Origin of the sequence: Pantoea sp. Cy-639, from assembly GCF_011752525.1 — a bacterium.
Taxonomy (GTDB): domain Bacteria; phylum Pseudomonadota; class Gammaproteobacteria; order Pseudomonadales; family Pseudomonadaceae; genus Aquipseudomonas.
The window spans coordinates 79281-96334 of the sequence record NZ_VWXI01000006.1 but is presented as its reverse complement, the minus strand read 5'-3'; the positions used below and the strand labels follow the sequence as shown (position 1 = coordinate 96334).

Here is a 17054-nt window from a genome sequence, read left to right as displayed (position 1 = left end):
CGCTCGCCGCCATGCAAGCCGAACCCTGGGCGCACGATTTCTTCCAGGCCCTGCGTCGCCTCGAGGCGGAAAACCCCGACCTGCCGCGCTTCGGCCATTCGCTGCGCCTGGCCGACGAGCCGGTGCGCCTGGGCCAGCGCCTGGACTGCGGCTTCGCCCCGGCGACTCTGGCCGCAGTGGACACCGACGAAGACGGCCCGGCACGCCTGGAGCAGTTCTTCTTCGGTCTCGGCGGCCCCAACGGGCCACTGCCCCTGCATCTCACCGAGTTCATGCGCGAGCGCCAGCGCAACCACGCCGACCCTACCGGCAAGCGCTTTCTCGACATCTTCCATCACCGCCTGCTGAGCCTGTTCTACCGCGCCTGGGCCGAAGCACGGCCGACCGTCAGCCACGACCGGCCCGGCGACGACTACTGGGCCGCGCGCCTGGCCGCACTCAGTGGCCGCGGCCAGGCGGAGCTGCAAGGCCAGGGGCCGCTGGCCGATACGGCCAAGCTGCACTGGTCCGGCCACCTGGCGGCGCAAACCCGCTACCCGGACGGACTGTGCAGCATCCTCGCCGGCTACTTCGGCGTGCCGGTGCGGCTCGAGGAGTACGTCGGCCAGTGGTTGGAACTGCCCGAGCGCAGCCAGCTCGGCCACCATGCCAACCGCCTGGGCGTGGACCTGTGCCTGGGCCGCTACGTGTGGGACCGCCAGCACAAGTTCCGCCTGTGCCTGGGCCCGCTCAGTCTCGACCAGTACCACGCCTTGCTGCCCGGCGGCCAGACGTTCGTCGAGCTGGCCGCCTGGGTCGCCGAGTACCTGGGCCAGGAGCTGGACTGGGACCTCAACCTTATCCTCGCGCAGGACCAGGTGCCTGCGCTGCAACTCGATGCCGGACGGCGCCTGGGGTTCGATACCTGGGCCGGCCGTCCGGCCCACGATGCCAACGACCTCAAGCTTGCCCGCTACTACGTCGGGCAGCCGGTCGAAGCCGCCCTCACAAGGAGCCAGGACCATGGGTGAAATCAGCCGCGCCGCGCTGTTCGGCAAACTCAACAGCGTCGCCTACAAGGCCATCGAGGCCGCCACGGTGTTCTGCAAGCTGCGGGGTAATCCCTACGTGGAGCTGGCGCACTGGCTGCACCAGTTGTTGCAACTGCAAGACAGCGACCTGCACCGAGTCATCCGCCAGTTCAATGTCGAGCCTGCAAGGCTGGCCCGCGACCTGACCGACGCCCTCGACCGCCTGCCGCGCGGCTCGACGTCGATCACCGACCTGTCCTCCCAGGTGGAAGAGGCGGTCGAGCGCGGCTGGGTCTATGGCAGCCTGATGTTCGGTGAACACCAGGTGCGCACCGGCTACCTGCTGCTGGGCATTCTCAAGACCCCAAGCCTGCGCAATGCCCTGCTGGGGCTTTCCGGCGAATTCGCCAAGCTCAAGGTCGAAGCCCTGAGCGAGCGCTTCGACGAATACGTTGGCGACTCGCCGGAGAACGGCCTGGCCGCCAGCGACGGTTTCAGCGCCGCGGTGCCGGGAGAGGCCAGTGGCGCGCTGGCACCTGCGACGATGGGCAAGCAGGAGGCACTCAAGCGCTTCACCGTCGACCTGACCGAGCAGGCACGCGACGGCAAGCTCGACCCCATCGTCGGTCGCGACGAGGAGATTCGCCAATTGGTCGACATCCTCATGCGCCGCCGGCAGAACAATCCGATCCTCACCGGCGAGGCCGGGGTGGGCAAGACGGCCGTGGTCGAGGGCTTCGCCCTGCGCATCGTCGCCGGCGATGTGCCGCCGGCGCTCAAGGACGTCGAGCTGCGCAGCCTGGATGTCGGCCTGCTGCAAGCCGGCGCCAGCATGAAAGGCGAGTTCGAACAGCGCCTGCGCCAGGTGATCGAGGAGGTGCAGGCCTCGCCCAAGCCGATCATCCTGTTCATCGACGAAGCCCACACCCTGGTCGGTGCCGGTGGCGCCGCCGGCACCGGCGACGCCGCCAACCTGCTCAAGCCGGCGCTCGCCCGTGGCAGCCTGCGTACCGTGGCGGCGACCACCTGGGCCGAGTACAAGAAGCACATCGAGAAGGACCCGGCCCTGACCCGCCGCTTCCAGGTGGTGCAGGTGGACGAGCCGAGCGAGGCCAAGGCGCTGCTGATGATGCGCGGTGTGGCCTCGACCATGGAACGCCACCACAAGGTGCAGATTCTCGACGAGGCACTGGAGGCCGCGGTGAAGCTGTCGCACCGCTACATCCCGGCGCGCCAGTTGCCAGACAAGTCGGTGAGCCTGCTCGACACCGCCTGCGCCCGCGTCGCCATCAGCCTGCACGCGGTGCCAGCCGAGGTGGACGACAGCCGCCGGCGCATCGAGGCGCTGGAGATCGAACGGCAGATCATCGCCCGCGAAGCCGCGATCGGCGTGGCGACAGGCCAACGCCAGGCCCAGGCCGACAGCCTGTTGGCCGAGGAACGTGAACGCCTGGCGACCCTGGAGAGTCGCTGGGCCGAAGAGAAATCCCTGGTGGACGAACTGCTGGCCACCCGCGCCCAACTGCGCGAGCAAGCCGGCGAAGTCGACCAGGATCCGGGCATGCAAGACAGCCACGCGCTGCGCGAGCGCCTGGTCGAGCTGCAGCAGCGCCTGAGCGCCCTCCAGGGCGAGCGTCCGCTGATCCTGCCGACCGTGGACTATCAGGCGGTGGCCTCGGTGGTCGCCGACTGGACCGGCATCCCGGTCGGTCGCATGGCGCGCAACGAGATCGAGACCGTGCTCAACCTCGATACCCACCTGGCCAGGCGCATCATCGGCCAGGACCACGCGCTGAAGATGATCGCCAAGCGCATCCAGACATCCCGCGCCGGCCTGGACAACCCGAACAAGCCGATCGGCGTGTTCATGCTCGCCGGCACCTCCGGCGTGGGCAAGACCGAGACTGCCCTGGCGCTGGCCGAGGCCATGTACGGCGGTGAACAGAACCTGATCACCATCAACATGAGCGAGTTCCAGGAGGCCCACACCGTCTCGACCCTCAAGGGCGCCCCGCCCGGCTATGTCGGCTACGGCGAAGGCGGCGTGCTGACCGAAGCCGTGCGCCGTCGGCCATACAGCGTGGTACTGCTGGACGAGGTGGAGAAGGCCCACCCCGACGTTCACGAGATTTTCTTCCAGGTCTTCGACAAGGGTGTGATGGAGGATGGCGAAGGCCGCCAGATCGACTTTCGCAACACCCTGATCCTGCTCACCACCAACGCCGGCACCGAACTGATCGCCAATATCTGCAAGGATCCGCAGGCCCTGCCCGATCCCGAGTCGGTGGCGACGCAGTTGCGCAAGCCGCTGCTGGAGATCTTCCCTCCGGCCTTGCTCGGCCGCCTGGTGACCATCCCCTACTACCCACTCAGCGACGCCATGCTCCAGGCCATCACCTGTCTGCAGCTCGAACGCATCCGCAAGCGGGTGGAAAGCACGCACAAGGTCGGCTTCGCCTACGACAACGGCGTGGTCGAGCTGATCGTCTCGCGCTGCACCGAAACCGAAAGCGGCGGCCGCATGATCGACGCCATCCTCACCAACGGCCTGCTGCCGGACATGAGCCGCGAGTTCCTGACCCGCCTGCTCGAAGGCAAGCCGCTGGCCAGCGTCGCCATCAGCCGCCGCGGCAACGACCTGCACTATGACTTCGGCACTGCCGACTGACGGGCCCGACCATGTTGTTCAAGCAGTTCACGCGCCTGGCGCAGATCAACAGCCCACTGGGGCCGGACAAGCTGATCCTTGCCGAGATGGGCGGCAGCGAGGAGCTCGGTCGCCTGTTCGACTACGAACTGCAACTGACCAGCGACGACCCGGCGATCGACCTCAACCAGTTGCTGGGCAAGCCCTTGTGCCTGAGCGTGCAACAGGATGCCGCCAGCCTCAGGTACTTCCACGGCATCGTCGCGCGCTGCAGCCAGTCGGTCGACCAGGGCCAGTTCGCCAGTTACCGGGTGACCCTGCGGCCATGGCTGTGGCTGCTGACCCGTACCAGCGACTGCCGGATCTTCCAGCACCTTAGCGCCCCGCAGATCATCAAGCAGGTCTTTCGCGACCTGGGCTTCTCGGACTTCGAGGACGCCCTGAGCCGCGGCTATCGCGAGCGCGAATACTGCGTGCAGTACCGCGAAACCAGCTTCGACTTCGTCAGCCGGCTGATGGAGGAAGAAGGCATCTACTACTTCTTCCGCCACGAACAGGAGCGTCACGTGCTGGTGCTCGCCGACGCCTACGGCGCGCACCAGAAGGCCGTAGGCTACGAGAGCGTGCCCTTCTACCCGCCGGATGGCCAGCACCGCGAACGCGACCACATCAACGACTGGCACCTGGCCCAGGAGGTCCAGCCCGGCTCGCTGGAGCTCAACGACTACGACTTCCAGCGCCCCAGCGCGCGCATCGACGTGCGCTCGGCCATGCCGCGCCCGCACCAGGCCAGCGACTACCCGCTGTACGACTACCCCGGCGCCTATGCCCAGAGCCAGGACGGCGAGCACTATGCCCGTACCCGGCTGGAGGCCTTGCAAAGCCTGCACGAACGCGTCGAGCTGCGCGGCAATGCCCGCGGCCTGGGCAGCGGCCACCTGTTCAGCCTCAGCAACTTCACCCGCCAGGACCAGAACCGCGAATACCTGATCGTCGCCGCCCGCTACTACGTGCATCAGGAGCGCCTGGAAAGCGGCGGCGGCAGTGGCGCGGCCCAGTTCGAGAGCAACCTCAGCTGCATCGATGCCCAGCAGAGCTACCGACCGGTGGCCAGCACCCTGCGGCCAATCGTCAAGGGGCCGCAGACCGCCGTGGTGGTAGGCCCGGCCGGTGAGGAGATCTGGACCGACCAGTATGGCCGGGTCAAGGTGCACTTCCACTGGGACCGCCATGACCAGTCCAACGAGAACAGCTCCTGCTGGATCCGCGTGTCGCAGGCCTGGGCAGGCAAGAACTGGGGGTCGATGCAGGTGCCGCGGATCGGTCAGGAAGTGATCGTCAGCTTTCTCGAAGGCGACCCCGATCGGCCAATCATCACAGGCCGGGTGTACAACGCCGAACAGGGGGTGCCCTACGACCTGCCAGGGGGCGCCACCCAGAGCGGCATGAAGAGCCGCTCGAGCAAGGGCGGCAGCCCGGCCAACTTCAATGAAATCCGCATGGAGGACAAGAAGGGCGCCGAGCAGCTGTACATGCATGCCGAACGCAACATGGACACCGTGGTCGAGCAGAGCGAGACGCTGTCGGTGGGCGTCAACCGCACCCAGACCGTCGGCATGCTCGAGACCATCACCATCGGCCAGGACCGCATCCGCGCCGTGCGCCGCGACGACATGCTGCTGGTCGGCGCGAGCAAGACCGACAGCGTCAGCACCAGCTACCTGATCGAAGTCGGCGAGAACCTGCGCCTGGTCTGCGGCAAGAGCGTGATCGAGCTCAACGCCAGCGGACAGATCAACATCAGCTGCGAGCAGTTCAGCTTCCACGCCAATGCCGACGCCGAGATCAACACCGGCGGCACCCTTGACCTGAACGTCGGCAGCGGCGCGCAGACCGCCCCGAACAGCCAGGGCGTGAAAACCGCCATCGACGGCGCGGTGAAGGCCCTCTTCCCCGGCACCGGCAAATAACGAGACCCAATCATGAGTTACCGCGTCGACGAATTCCGCTTCGCCCTGCCCGATGCGCAGGTACGCGACACCAGCATCAACATCCTGCGCTTCGAAGCCCTGGGCACCTCGCTGATCGTCAGCCGCAGCCTGCTCGAAGAGGGCGAGACGCTGCAGAGCAACTTCGACGGCCAGTTGCAGCGTCTGCAGCAACAGGTCAAGGACCTGCAGTTCCAGCCGGCCCGCGCCACCCAGGTGGGCGCGGCGCAGCCGATCGAGGCGATCGAGCTGAGCAGCCAGTTCAGCAAGGGCCAGGAGAAGGTCTACCAGTACCAGCTGGCGCTGGTGCTGCCGGGCACGCGCAAGATGTTCGCCTTGAGCTATGTCAAACCCAGCCCCCTGGGCGAGGCCGAGGCGACGCACTGGGCGGCGCTCAAGCAGTCCCTCGACTTCGACAACCTGGGCTGACAGCGCACCATGTCCGACGCTCTCTGGGCCGCCCGCGAAGGCGATGCGCTGCTGCACACCTCGGTGATGGCCGATATCATCGGCGGCGTGCTGGAAGTCGCCGCCAACGTCGCCATCGGCGCCCTGGCCACCGCTGCGGTGGCCGCGGCATTGGGTATTACCGTGGTCACCGGCGGCCTGGGCTGCTTCGTGCTTGGCGCGGTGGTGGGCCTGGTGGTCGGCGTGGTCATGGCCAAGACCGGCGCCGACACCGGGCTCAGTCGATTATGCGAGGGCATCGGCAACGCCCTGTTCCCGCCGACCGTGCAAGCCACCATCGCCAGTGGCTCGCCCAACACCAAGACCAACGGCAAGCGCGCCGCGCGCGCGGCCGGCGTGGTCACCGCGCCCTCGGCCCCGGCCAGTGGCGAGGGCGGTGGCACGCAGGCCGAGGAACAGGAAGAGACCTTCCTCGACATGGCCAAGGGCTTCTTCTCGCAAATGTGGCGGCCGACCGTCGCCAGCCCCGCGCCCAACACCCAGGAAGCCCCCGACGACAAGGTGCTGTGCACCAAGCACCCGCCAATGCCGCCGCAGTACCTGGCCGAGGGCTCGAGCAAGGTATTGATCAACGGCCACCCGGCCTGTCGCAGCGGCGATCGCAGCACCTGCGAGGCAGTGATCGTCGATGGTGGGCTGGTGTCGGACAATGTGCGCATCGGCGGTGAGCCGATCGTGGTGCGCGAGATCCGCAGTGGCAAGACACCGGGGATCGGCCTGGCGATCACGGCGTTGATGATGTTGCGGGGGCGGGGGGGGAAGTTCTATAGCAAGTTTGGGTGCATGTTGATTGGGGGTGTCGCGACGTACCTGACCGAGCAAGTGAGCTCCGCACTGACCGCAGCAGTCGCCGGTTCCCCCAATCCCGTCCACAGCACGACCGGGGCGAAGATTCTCGAAAGCGATGCGGATCTAGACTTCACCTTGCCCGCACTGCTGCCGATCACATGGCAGCGCTTTTACAATAGCCGCGACAGTCGTACCGAAGGTTTGTTCGGTGTCGGCTGGAGCGTGGATTATGAAGCCAGCGTCACGATTCGAGACCGCCCGGAAGGTGGCGAACATCTGCTATTCACCGATGATCAGGGCCGCATCATCGACATGGGGTTCATTCCATCTGGAGATGCGGTGTTCAGCGCTGGTGAAGGGCTGAGTGTGCGTCGAGCACTGAACGGTGAATTGCTCATAGAACGCATCGACGGTCTGTATCGTCTGTTCCAACCCAGCAAGAGCGATCCACGCCATCTAGTACTTTGCCAACTGGGTGACCGTAACGAAAACCGAGTATTCCTCGACTACGACGACAGTGGTCGTCTGACGACGCTTCGTGACACATTCGACCAAGTACAGGTACGTCTGCACTACGATGAGCGCTGCCCCAGACGGGTAAGCCGACTCTTTCGTGACTATGCCGACGGCAGCACCGAACTCCTTGCCAGCTATAGCTACGACTCGATGGGTAGCCTGAGCGGCACTTTCGATTCCGATGGTCAACAGCGTCGCAGCTTTGTCTATGACCAGAGTGGTCGCTTGGTCGAACATCGTCTTCCGAGCGGGCTCCGTTGTTTCTACGACTGGGTGCAGGTAGAAGATGGTTGGCGGGTATCCCGTCACTGGACCGACGATGGCGATGAATATGCTTTCGATTACGATATCGCCGCTGGCATCACACGCATAACCGATGGCCTGCAACGCAGCCGTTGTGTCCACTGGAACAGACAGTACCAGGTAACTCGCCATGAAGATGCGCTGGGACGGGTCTGGCGATTCGAGTGGAATGACGAACGCCAATTGCTGGCAGCCACCGACCCCAGCGGAGGACGCTGGCAGTACCTGTATGACGATTCAGGGAACCTGGTGCAGACCATCGACCCCTTGGAGCGCAGTGAGTCGACCGTTTGGCTGGAGCACTGGTCACTACCAAGGGAGGAGATTGATGCCGCAGGGCACTGCTGGCGCTATCGCTATGACCAGCGGGGGAACTGCATCAGTGAGACTGATCCGATAGGTAATGTGACCCGATACGCCTATGACGAGCTAGGTAATGTCATACGAGTCACTGATCCCACTGGCAACAATCGACATCTGCGCTGGAACAGATTGGGACTGCTGATAGAGGAAACCGACTGCTCCGGTTATGCGACGCGCTACCGATACGACAAGCGAGGTCATCTACAAACATTGACCAACGCCCAAGGCGAACTTACCCAATTCGTCCATGATGCTCGCGGCCGCTTGCAATCAATCGTCCACGCCGACGATCGCCGGGAAACACTGAGCTACGACTCGGCCGGTCTACTGGCCCGTCATTGCGATACTGCAGGTCAGATCAGTGAGTACTCGTACACAACCAAAGGCATGATTCGCCAGCAACTGGAAGCGAACACCCGAAAACGGCAATTTACCTACGACTGCTATGGCCGTTTGTTGACATTGACCACAGAGAACGGCGAACGCTATTGCTTCAAGTGGGACCCGGCAGACCGCCTGCTCCAGCAACTAAACCTGGATGGCAGCAGCAGGCGTTATGCCTACAACAACCTGGACAACATCATCGAGCTGGTTTTCCAGCCCACCACCGCGCAGCGAGCCCCCATTGTCCATCGATTTGAATACGATGCGGGGGAACGTCTAGTTGCACGCCATACGCACGATGGGCATAGCCGCTTTGACTATGATGCGCTGGACCAGCTTGTTACCGTGCGACATCGCGATACACGAGACAATGAGCACGTTCTGACATTCACCTTCGATGCGCTGGGTCGACTGTGCGAAGAGAGCTCCAGCAATGGCGTCCTGCAACATCAATACGATGAGCTAGGAAATCCGGTTCAAACAATATTGCCCGATGGACGCAGGCTCAACCGCATTTACTATGGCAGTGGCCACCTGCATCAGATCAATGTGGACAATCGGGTAATCTGCGACTTTGAACGGGATCGTCTGCACCGTGAAACCCTACGTACCCAAGGACGGATGGTTACACGTAGCGACTATGACACAAGCAGTCGTCTGCGCTCGCGGCACTGTTACCCGAGCTGTTTTCCGGTACGCTTGCCGGCCCCGATTCGTCAGACCTTTGCCTACGACCTGGCCGGTAACCTCACCCATCGGCTGATCCAGACCCCCGAATGGAGACAACAGTCTCTGCTGCATTACGATGCAGCCGGTCAAGTCATAAGTTGCCAACATCAGCCTCACGGCGACGGAGAGCATTACGCTTATGATCCAGCTGGAAACCTGCTCGATAAGCAGAGCCCAGTCACACACGACCAACTGCTGAGCTATCAAAACACGTACTTCCACTATGACGATTTCGGTCGTCTGATCGAAAAACGTAGCCCGCACTCGGGAAATCAGCAGTTTTTCTACGATGCCGAACATCGCCTCACAGAAGTGCATATCCGGGCTACTGGGCAGACCCGTATTCTGCGCATGCAATACGATCCACTCGGGCGCCGGATTGAAAAATCGCTGTACGACAGCCATGGTCATTTGCTGGACAGCAAGCGCTTCCTGTGGGATGGACTACGCCTACTGCAGGAATTCCGATACACCCATTCGACTCTCTACCTCTATGAAGAGGACAGCCATGAACCCTTGGCACGAGTCGACGGCACCGACGAACAGCAGCACATCCGTCACTATCACAACGACATCAACGGCCAGCCGGTTCTACTCTGCGAGGAAGATGGCAGCCAGATCTGGCGCGCACGCTTCCGGCTTTGGGGCAAGAGCCTTGAGGAATGGCGTGAACCGACACTGGTCGAAGAACAGAACCTGCGGCTCCAGGGACAGTATCTGGATCGGGAAACCGGGCTGCACTACAACACCTTCCGGTTCTATGATCCGGAAATTGGACGATTCATCACGCCAGACCCCATCGGCCTAATTGGCGGATTCAACTTTTACCAGTACGGGCCAAACCCTATTGGCTGGATCGACCCACTAGGCTGGAAGAAGAAATGCAGCTTTAGAAAACCCAAGCGGGTCAGGAGCAAGTCCACCGGCCGCACCAAAGCGCGGAACCGCAATGAAAGCGCTGCAATGGACCATGTGAAGAAACATCCGGAGAATGGGGTGGAGATCATCGCTGCAAAGGATATCGGTGACCCACATTTCAAAGGCAAGGGATGGTCGAAGATGGAGCGCAAGGTCAATGGAGTGAATGTTCATTACATGGCCAAAATCGACCGAACCGGCAAAATGACCCATGTCACCGACTTCAAATACAAGGACCAATGATGAACTTCACTTACCGCGACAGCAAAATGCAGAAGACTCATTGGGAGCAATGCGAAAAACGCCGTGTTCCCTACATTGAGATCAGTGACGACCAGAAGCACTACAAGAGGATCTTCTATGATGTCACGAACCTTCCCACTGACCTTGAGCAAATCTCCGAAGACGTCAAGCGACTCTACCGAGCCTATGTGGACTTCTACTTGATCCCACCGGGCGACGTTGAAAGACTGTTCGACGAGTATTATTTCTTCACGTTGCTGGTCAAGGCAGAGCATGCCGACACCCTCGCCGAGCAACTGTTCATCTATCTATGTGGCAGGATCGGCCTGAGCGCCAGCTGATACCGTCGAGGGGACACCAAACCTCTCCTGCGTGATCCTTACATTATCAACTTGAGGTCAGCGCAAAGAACTGGATATCTGCTTCAGGTCTCCACTTGGGAACCTGAACCAGGCCTGCGGACGGGGAACCGCTATCTGATGATCGACTGGCAACAACTCTACGAAAAGCATGAGACCAAGCTCGACCGCCTCTATGACGATGTAGAAGAAGGCAAGCTGGAGCAGAAATACCCCGAACTGCTGGTGCGGCCCCGCTATGGCGAGGCCGACGAGGAAGGTGATGAAGCCGGCTTCTTCTTCATCCAGTTCACCTGATCGGATACCGCGACCTTGGCGCCCACCGAAACTGGCCGTAATTACCGCTCCAGGCAATTCCGCGTCGAGTAACAGTCTTTTACCGAAATCCCAGGTTTTCCCTCCGCAGCCTTTGCCTATCCTAGGCCGGGTCACCCCGCCTGCGATGGACCCATGAAAGACTCGCTCCCCAGCCGCTATGCCTGCCTGTTCCTGTGTCTTCTCTTCACGATTGCCAGTGCCCCTTTCCTGCTTGCCCACACCTGGCTCTGGCCCTTTACCGCCATCAGCGCCCTGCTCAGCCTGGTCGGCCTCAACGACCTGCGCCAACGCCACCACGCGGTGCGCCGCAACTATCCGATCCTGGGCAATATCCGCTATCTGATCGAAACCATCCGTCCGGAGATCCGCCAATACCTGATCGAGGGCGACGACGACAAGCTGCCGTTCTCGCGCGCGCAGCGTTCACTGGTCTACGCCAGGGCCAAGAACGAAAGCGCCGAGAAGGCCTTCGGCACCCTCAACGATGCCTATAAGCCAGGCTTCGAGTTCATCAGCCACTCGATGCTGCCAGTGCCAATGCCTGACCCGGCGTCGTTCCGCATCCGTATCGGCGGCCCGCAGTGCACCCAGCCCTACTCGGCGTCGATCTTCAACATCTCGGCGATGAGTTTCGGCGCCCTCAGCGCCAACGCCATCGCCGCGCTGAACAAGGGCGCGCGCCTGGGCCGCTTCGCCCACGACACCGGCGAGGGCAGCATCAGCCCCTACCATCGCGAACACGGCGGCGACCTGATCTGGGAAATCGGCAGCGGTTATTTCGGCTGCCGCAGCGAAGACGGCCAGTTCGACCCCGAGCGCTTCACCGAGCAGGCCCGCGCCGCCCAGGTGAAGATGATCGAGATCAAGCTCAGCCAGGGTGCCAAGCCCGGCCATGGCGGCATCCTGCCGGGGCACAAGGTCAGTGCCGAGATCGCCGCCACCCGCGGCGTGCGCGAGGGCGAGGACTGCATTTCGCCCGCCGCCCACAGCGCCTTCCGCACGCCCGTCGAGCTGCTGCAGTTCGTCGCCCAGCTGCGCGAGCTGTCCGGCGGCAAGCCGGTGGGCTTCAAGTTCTGCCTGGGCCATCCGTGGGAATTCATGGGCATCGCCAAGGCGATGCTGGCCACCGGCATCACCCCGGACTTCATCGTCGTCGACGGCAAGGAAGGCGGCACCGGCGCAGCGCCGCGAGAGTTCTCCGACAACATGGGCGTGCCGCTGCGCGAGGGCCTGATGTTCGTGCACAACACCCTGGTCGGCCTGAACCTGCGCGAACGCATCCGCATCGGCGCGGCTGGCAAGCTGGTCAGTGCGTTCGACATCGCCAGCGTGCTGGCCATCGGCGCCGATTGGGTCAATTCGGCGCGTGGCTTCATGTTCGCCATCGGCTGTATCCAGTCGCAGAGTTGCCACACCAACAAGTGCCCCACCGGCGTGGCGACCCAGGACCCGCTGCGCCAACGCGCTCTGGTCGTGCCGGAGAAGGCCGAGCGAGTCGCCAGCTTCCACCGCAACACCCTGCATGCCCTGGCCGAGATGCTCGCTGCAGCGGGCCTGGACCATCCCGCCGAACTCAAGCCCAAGCACCTGGCACGACGCATCAGCCCCAGCGAGATCAGCCTGTTCTCGCAGTTGCACACCTTCCTCAAGCCCGGTGAGTTGCTCAGTGGCGCGATCGACAGCGAGTTCTATGCGCGGATGTGGCGGATGGCACGCAGCGACAGCTTCGCGCCGCAGACAGGGGAAATCGAGGTAGCGCCGGCCGCGGCTGCGGTACGCCGCAAAGAAACAGCCCCGGCATAGGCCGGGGCTGTTGGTGACGCGGGATCAGGATCAGAAGATGCTGATCGGGTACTCGACGAATACGCGGACTTCGTTGCCGTCGTCGTTGTAGCCATTGAGCCGTACTGCGGTGTTGGTCCGCAGGAAGGAGCTGCGCAGCTTGATCGACAGGTCCTTGGCCGGGCCGTCCTGAACCACGTAGCGGATCTGGTTGAAGATCTCGCGCTCTTTACCTTCGCCGAAGCCTTCCGGGTTCTTCACGTTGCGCGTGTTGATGTTGTCACCGACCACGTAGGCGAACTTGTAGGTCAGGCCCGGCACGCCGAAGGCGCCGAAGTCCAGGCCGTAGCCCAGCTGCCAGGAGCGCTCGTCCTCGGCGTTGAAGTCGGACCAGTAGGAGTTGGCCAGGTAGATGGTCGAGCCACCGTCACCCACGCCACCGTCGTTCTGGTACCAGCCGTAGTTATAGCCGGTGCTGCCGGTGCTGCGCTGGTGCGCCAGGGTGAACGAGTGCGGACCGTAGGCGTAGGTCGCGGCCAGGCTCCAGATGGTGTTGGAGTCGCCGTTGAGCTTGGCGGCCTGGACGTATTTGCTGTCGATGTCCGACTTGTAGCCGTTGAAGTCCAGGGTCAGGGACTGGTCGCTGGCGATCGGGAAGACGTAGTTCAGGCCCAGGTAGTGCTTCTTCATCACGTCTTCGTTGTGCGCGGTGTACAGCGACGCGGTGAAGTTGTCGGTGAACTTGTAGCTGCCGCCCAGCACGTCGATCGACTTCAGGCCGCCGCCATCGCGACGCTCGGCGCTCTTGCGCGCTTCCTGGGTGAAGTGGCCGGCGTTGATTTCCAGGCCCTTGATCTCCTTGGAGGTGATCATGGTGCCGGTGTAGCTCTCTGGCAGCAGACGCGCATCGTCGTACTGCAGGACCGGCAGGGCCGGCATCTGGTCACCGTACTTGAGCACGGTGTTGGAGATGCGGAATTTCACTGCCGCGCCACCACGGGCGATGTCGCGCTCGGAGCTGCTCTGCTCCTTGGCATCGACACTGTTGTGGCGCTTGAAGAAGTCGATACCAGCACCGCCGTTGCGGCCTTTGCCGCCATCCAGGCGCAGGGCGTACAGGCCAAAGGCATCGACGCCCACGCCGACGGTGCCCTGGGTGAAGCCGGAGGAGAAGTTGGCGATGACGCCCTGGCCCCACTGGGACTGGTCGTTGGTGCCGTGTTTCTTGTCACGGTTGATGAAAGCGTTGCGCAGCAGCACGTTAGCGTGGCTGTCCTCGATGAAGCCCTTGCTGTCGGCCTGATCGTTGGCCTGTGCCTGGGTCGCGGCGATCATCGCCAGAGCGACCAGGCTGATCCTGGTTTTCAACATGTTATTTTCCTTATTTGGTAATCAAAAACGCGCTGCTTTAAAACGCCAGGAACCAACGCCCCTTCGTAGGTTCGACGCTATGCGGATCCAAGCCGAAAAGCCCGCCAACGGTCTGCAACGGGTCTTTCAGCCGCATGGCCCATTCAAGGCCTGCAGGCGCAGACGCCGAATCCTAGCCCTGCCTGCGCATGCATGTCAAAAAATCGTGAAATGCAGGTTGATATAACCAAAAACAAGGTCGAGGCTGGTGCATTTCCATGCATATCTGCCGTGTGTCAGCGCAAATTTGTCTCTTTTGTGCAAACCCCACGACAACCACACAACGGTCATGCACAGCCGCTTCAGGGCCAGACGGCGATGCATCCTACCAAACGTCTAGTTACAAAGTGATACATATGTAAAGACAAGCCTTTACAAACACCTATGCAACAGCAAATAGCAAGCATTATCATTCGCGCCCAACTTCTCACTAGCGCATTGGATCCCTGCAATGTTTGCCCCCTGCCGTCTCTCTCCCCTCACACTGGGCTTGTCGCTGCTGTTCAGTGCCGGCCTGGCCACTGCGGCCACCACCACCCTGCCGGAAACCTCGATCACCGCTGACAACGAGCGCGAGGAGGACAACCCGCGGGTTCGCGACGTGACCACCGCCACCCGTACCTCGACCCCGGCGCGCTATGTACCCCAGGCCATCGACTCGGTGAAGACCAGCAGCGTGCTGGACTACGGCAGCAACAACCTGGTCAAGGCCCTGGAAGGCATCCCCAACGTCAGCGGCGGCGGCGATACCCGCTTCGACAGCCTGCGCATCCGTGGCTTCGACGCCAGCAACGACTTCTACCTGGACGGCATCCGCGACGACAGCCAATACACCCGCGACCTGCACAACATCGAACGGATCGAGGTGCTCAAGGGCCCGGCCGCCGTCCTCTATGGCCGTGGCAGCCAAGGCGGCATCGTCAACCGGGTGAGCAAGGCGCCGGAGCATGGCCGTCGCTCGAGCATCGAGGCCCGCGGCGGCAGCCAGGACCTGCGCAGCCTGTATGCCGACCTGAGCGCCGACCCCAGCGACAACATCAGCCTGCGCCTGAACATGGGCAACGAGGACAGCAACAGCTTCCGCCATGGCATCGACGGCAGCCGCCAGCTGTTCGCCCCGTCCATGAGCTGGCAGCTCACCCCTGACCTCAACTGGCTGGTGCAGTACGAATACAGCCGCTACAACCGCACCCCGGACCGCGGCATCCCAGGCGCCCACGGCCGTCCGGCGGACGTGGGCCGCAGCACCACCTATGGCGACACCCAGCGCGACTACATCGACGACCGCTCGCAGTCGCTGCGCTCGCGCCTGAACTACCAGCTCAGCGACAACTGGCAACTGCGTCACACGCTGGGCCTGTTCCGCCTCGACAGCGACTTCGACAACACCTACCAGACCGGCTACGACCCACGCACCAACCTGGTGACGCGCCAGCGCTGGCAGCAGGACCTGAGCACCCGCAACCTGTTCAACAACCTCGAAGCCGAGGGCGATGTCAGCACCTGGGGCCTCGAGCACAAGCTGCTGCTGGGCCTGGAGTTCGGCAACCAGCGCCGTGACCCGATGCTGTCCACCGCCCTGGCACCCAAGGCCGGTGGCAAGGCCGTGCCTTCCCTGGACCTCGACAGCCCCAACCGCCACCTGCAGCACACCGGGGCGATGAGCGTGTCGAGCAACAACCATACGGTGGTCGACAGCCGCGGCCTCTATCTGCAGGACCAGATCCGTCTCAACGACGAGTGGCAGGTACTGCTGGGCATGCGCTTCGACCAGTTCGAGGTGGAAACCACCAACAAGCTGCGGGGCATCTCCGAAAAGCAGAACGACAACAGCTTCAGCCCGCGCCTGGGCGTGGTCTATTCGCCCTGGCGCGACCATTCGTTCTACGCCTCGTGGAGCAAGACCTACTCGCCGGTGGGCGGCGGCCTGATCGGCATCACTCCGGGCGCGCCCGGCAACGGCAACCAGACCGACCCGGAACTGACCCGGCAAAAGGAAATCGGGGTCAAGAGCGAGTGGTTCGACGACCGCCTGAGCACCACGCTGGCGCTCTACGAGCTGGAGCTCTACAACCGCCGCACTCGCGACCCGAACGACCCCAACATCATTCTGCTGACAGGCCTGCAACGCTCGCGCGGCATCGAGCTGACCGCCACCGGCAATGTCGTCGGCAACTGGTACGTACGCGGCGGGATCGGCCTGCAGGATGCGACCATCGTCAAGGACAACAATGGCCAGCAAGGCAACCGCATCAACGATGTCGCCAAGCGCAACGCCAGCCTGTTCGTGACCTGGAAGCCGGAGCTGGGCTGGTACGCCGAGACCGGCCTGACCCTGGTGGGCGATCGCTACGCCGACAACCAGAACACCACGGTATTGCCGGGCTATGGTCGCTGGGACGCCCTGGCGGGCTACCGCACCCATGACTGGGACGTGCGTGCGGCGTTGAGCAACATCACCGACAAGACCTACTACAGCTCGGCCACCAGCGCCGCGCAGATCCAGGTCGGCGACCCACGCAGCCTGGTGGTCACGGGAACCTACAGCTTCTGATCGCAGCAGGCGGGCACGCCACGACCGGGCCCGCGCCAATGAAAACGCCACCGCGATTGCGGTGGCGTTTTCATTGGCGGCAGGTCTTCAACCCTTCAGTGCCACACAGCCATGAGCGCTTCAAGCTCTGCATCGCTGATCAGTCCCTGCGGGTAGCGCCCATCCAGTAGACGTCGTGGGTCGGTCGTCCTGACCTGAACCTCTCCACGGTGCTTCAACCACTGCGCCAGGATTCTGAGCGATTGCTGATTCACTGCCGTTGGGCGCAAAGCC

The 17054-nt window shown here is 63.0% G+C and carries 10 protein-coding genes; 9 read left to right on the top strand and 1 reads right to left on the bottom strand.

Annotation, left to right across the window (positions count from 1 at the left end; all coding sequences use genetic code 11):
- The first annotated feature begins 11 nt into the window (after positions 1–11).
- From tssG to F3J43_RS09655, 8 genes are all read left to right on the top strand, one after another.
- On the top strand, positions 12–1010 hold the full coding sequence (gene tssG / locus F3J43_RS09690; RefSeq protein WP_205297761.1) for a type VI secretion system baseplate subunit TssG: 999 nt from the start codon (positions 12–14) through the stop codon (positions 1008–1010).
- On the top strand, positions 1003–3678 hold the full coding sequence (gene tssH, locus F3J43_RS09685) for a type VI secretion system ATPase TssH (protein WP_166885192.1): 2676 nt from the start codon (positions 1003–1005) through the stop codon (positions 3676–3678). The genes tssG and tssH overlap by 8 nt, the downstream gene beginning before the upstream one ends.
- 11 nt (positions 3679–3689) lie before the next feature.
- On the top strand, positions 3690–5627 hold the full coding sequence (locus F3J43_RS09680; RefSeq protein WP_166885189.1) for a type VI secretion system Vgr family protein: 1938 nt from the start codon (positions 3690–3692) through the stop codon (positions 5625–5627).
- Between the two features lie 12 nt (positions 5628–5639).
- Positions 5640–6074 (top strand): DcrB-related protein, encoded by a 435-nt coding sequence (locus tag F3J43_RS09675; protein WP_166885187.1) that lies wholly within the window; start codon positions 5640–5642, stop codon positions 6072–6074.
- Between the two features lie 9 nt (positions 6075–6083).
- The gene (locus F3J43_RS09670) at positions 6084–10358 is read left to right on the top strand and encodes an RHS repeat-associated core domain-containing protein (protein ID WP_166885185.1); all 4275 of its coding nucleotides are present in this window, start codon (positions 6084–6086) and stop codon (positions 10356–10358) included.
- Positions 10358–10699, top strand: a complete 342-nt coding sequence (locus F3J43_RS09665; protein ID WP_166885182.1) for a hypothetical protein — start codon at positions 10358–10360, stop codon at positions 10697–10699. The genes F3J43_RS09670 and F3J43_RS09665 overlap by 1 nt, the downstream gene beginning before the upstream one ends.
- Positions 10700–10837: 138 nt before the next feature.
- A complete protein-coding gene (locus F3J43_RS09660) occupies positions 10838–11014 on the top strand; it encodes a hypothetical protein (protein WP_166885180.1) in 177 nt (58 codons plus the stop codon).
- 153 nt (positions 11015–11167) lie between these two features.
- Positions 11168–12838 (top strand): FMN-binding glutamate synthase family protein, encoded by a 1671-nt coding sequence (locus F3J43_RS09655; protein WP_166885178.1) that lies wholly within the window; start codon positions 11168–11170, stop codon positions 12836–12838.
- A 30-nt stretch (positions 12839–12868) separates the two neighbouring features.
- On the opposite strand, the gene F3J43_RS09650 is transcribed toward F3J43_RS09655, so the two are convergent.
- A complete protein-coding gene (locus F3J43_RS09650) occupies positions 12869–14185 on the bottom strand; it encodes an OprD family porin (protein WP_205297771.1) in 1317 nt (438 codons plus the stop codon).
- 493 nt (positions 14186–14678) lie between these two features.
- Between F3J43_RS09650 and F3J43_RS09645 the strand changes: the two genes are divergently transcribed.
- On the top strand, positions 14679–16781 hold the full coding sequence (locus F3J43_RS09645) for a TonB-dependent receptor (RefSeq protein ID WP_166885173.1): 2103 nt from the start codon (positions 14679–14681) through the stop codon (positions 16779–16781).
- Positions 16782–17054 lie beyond the last annotated feature (273 nt).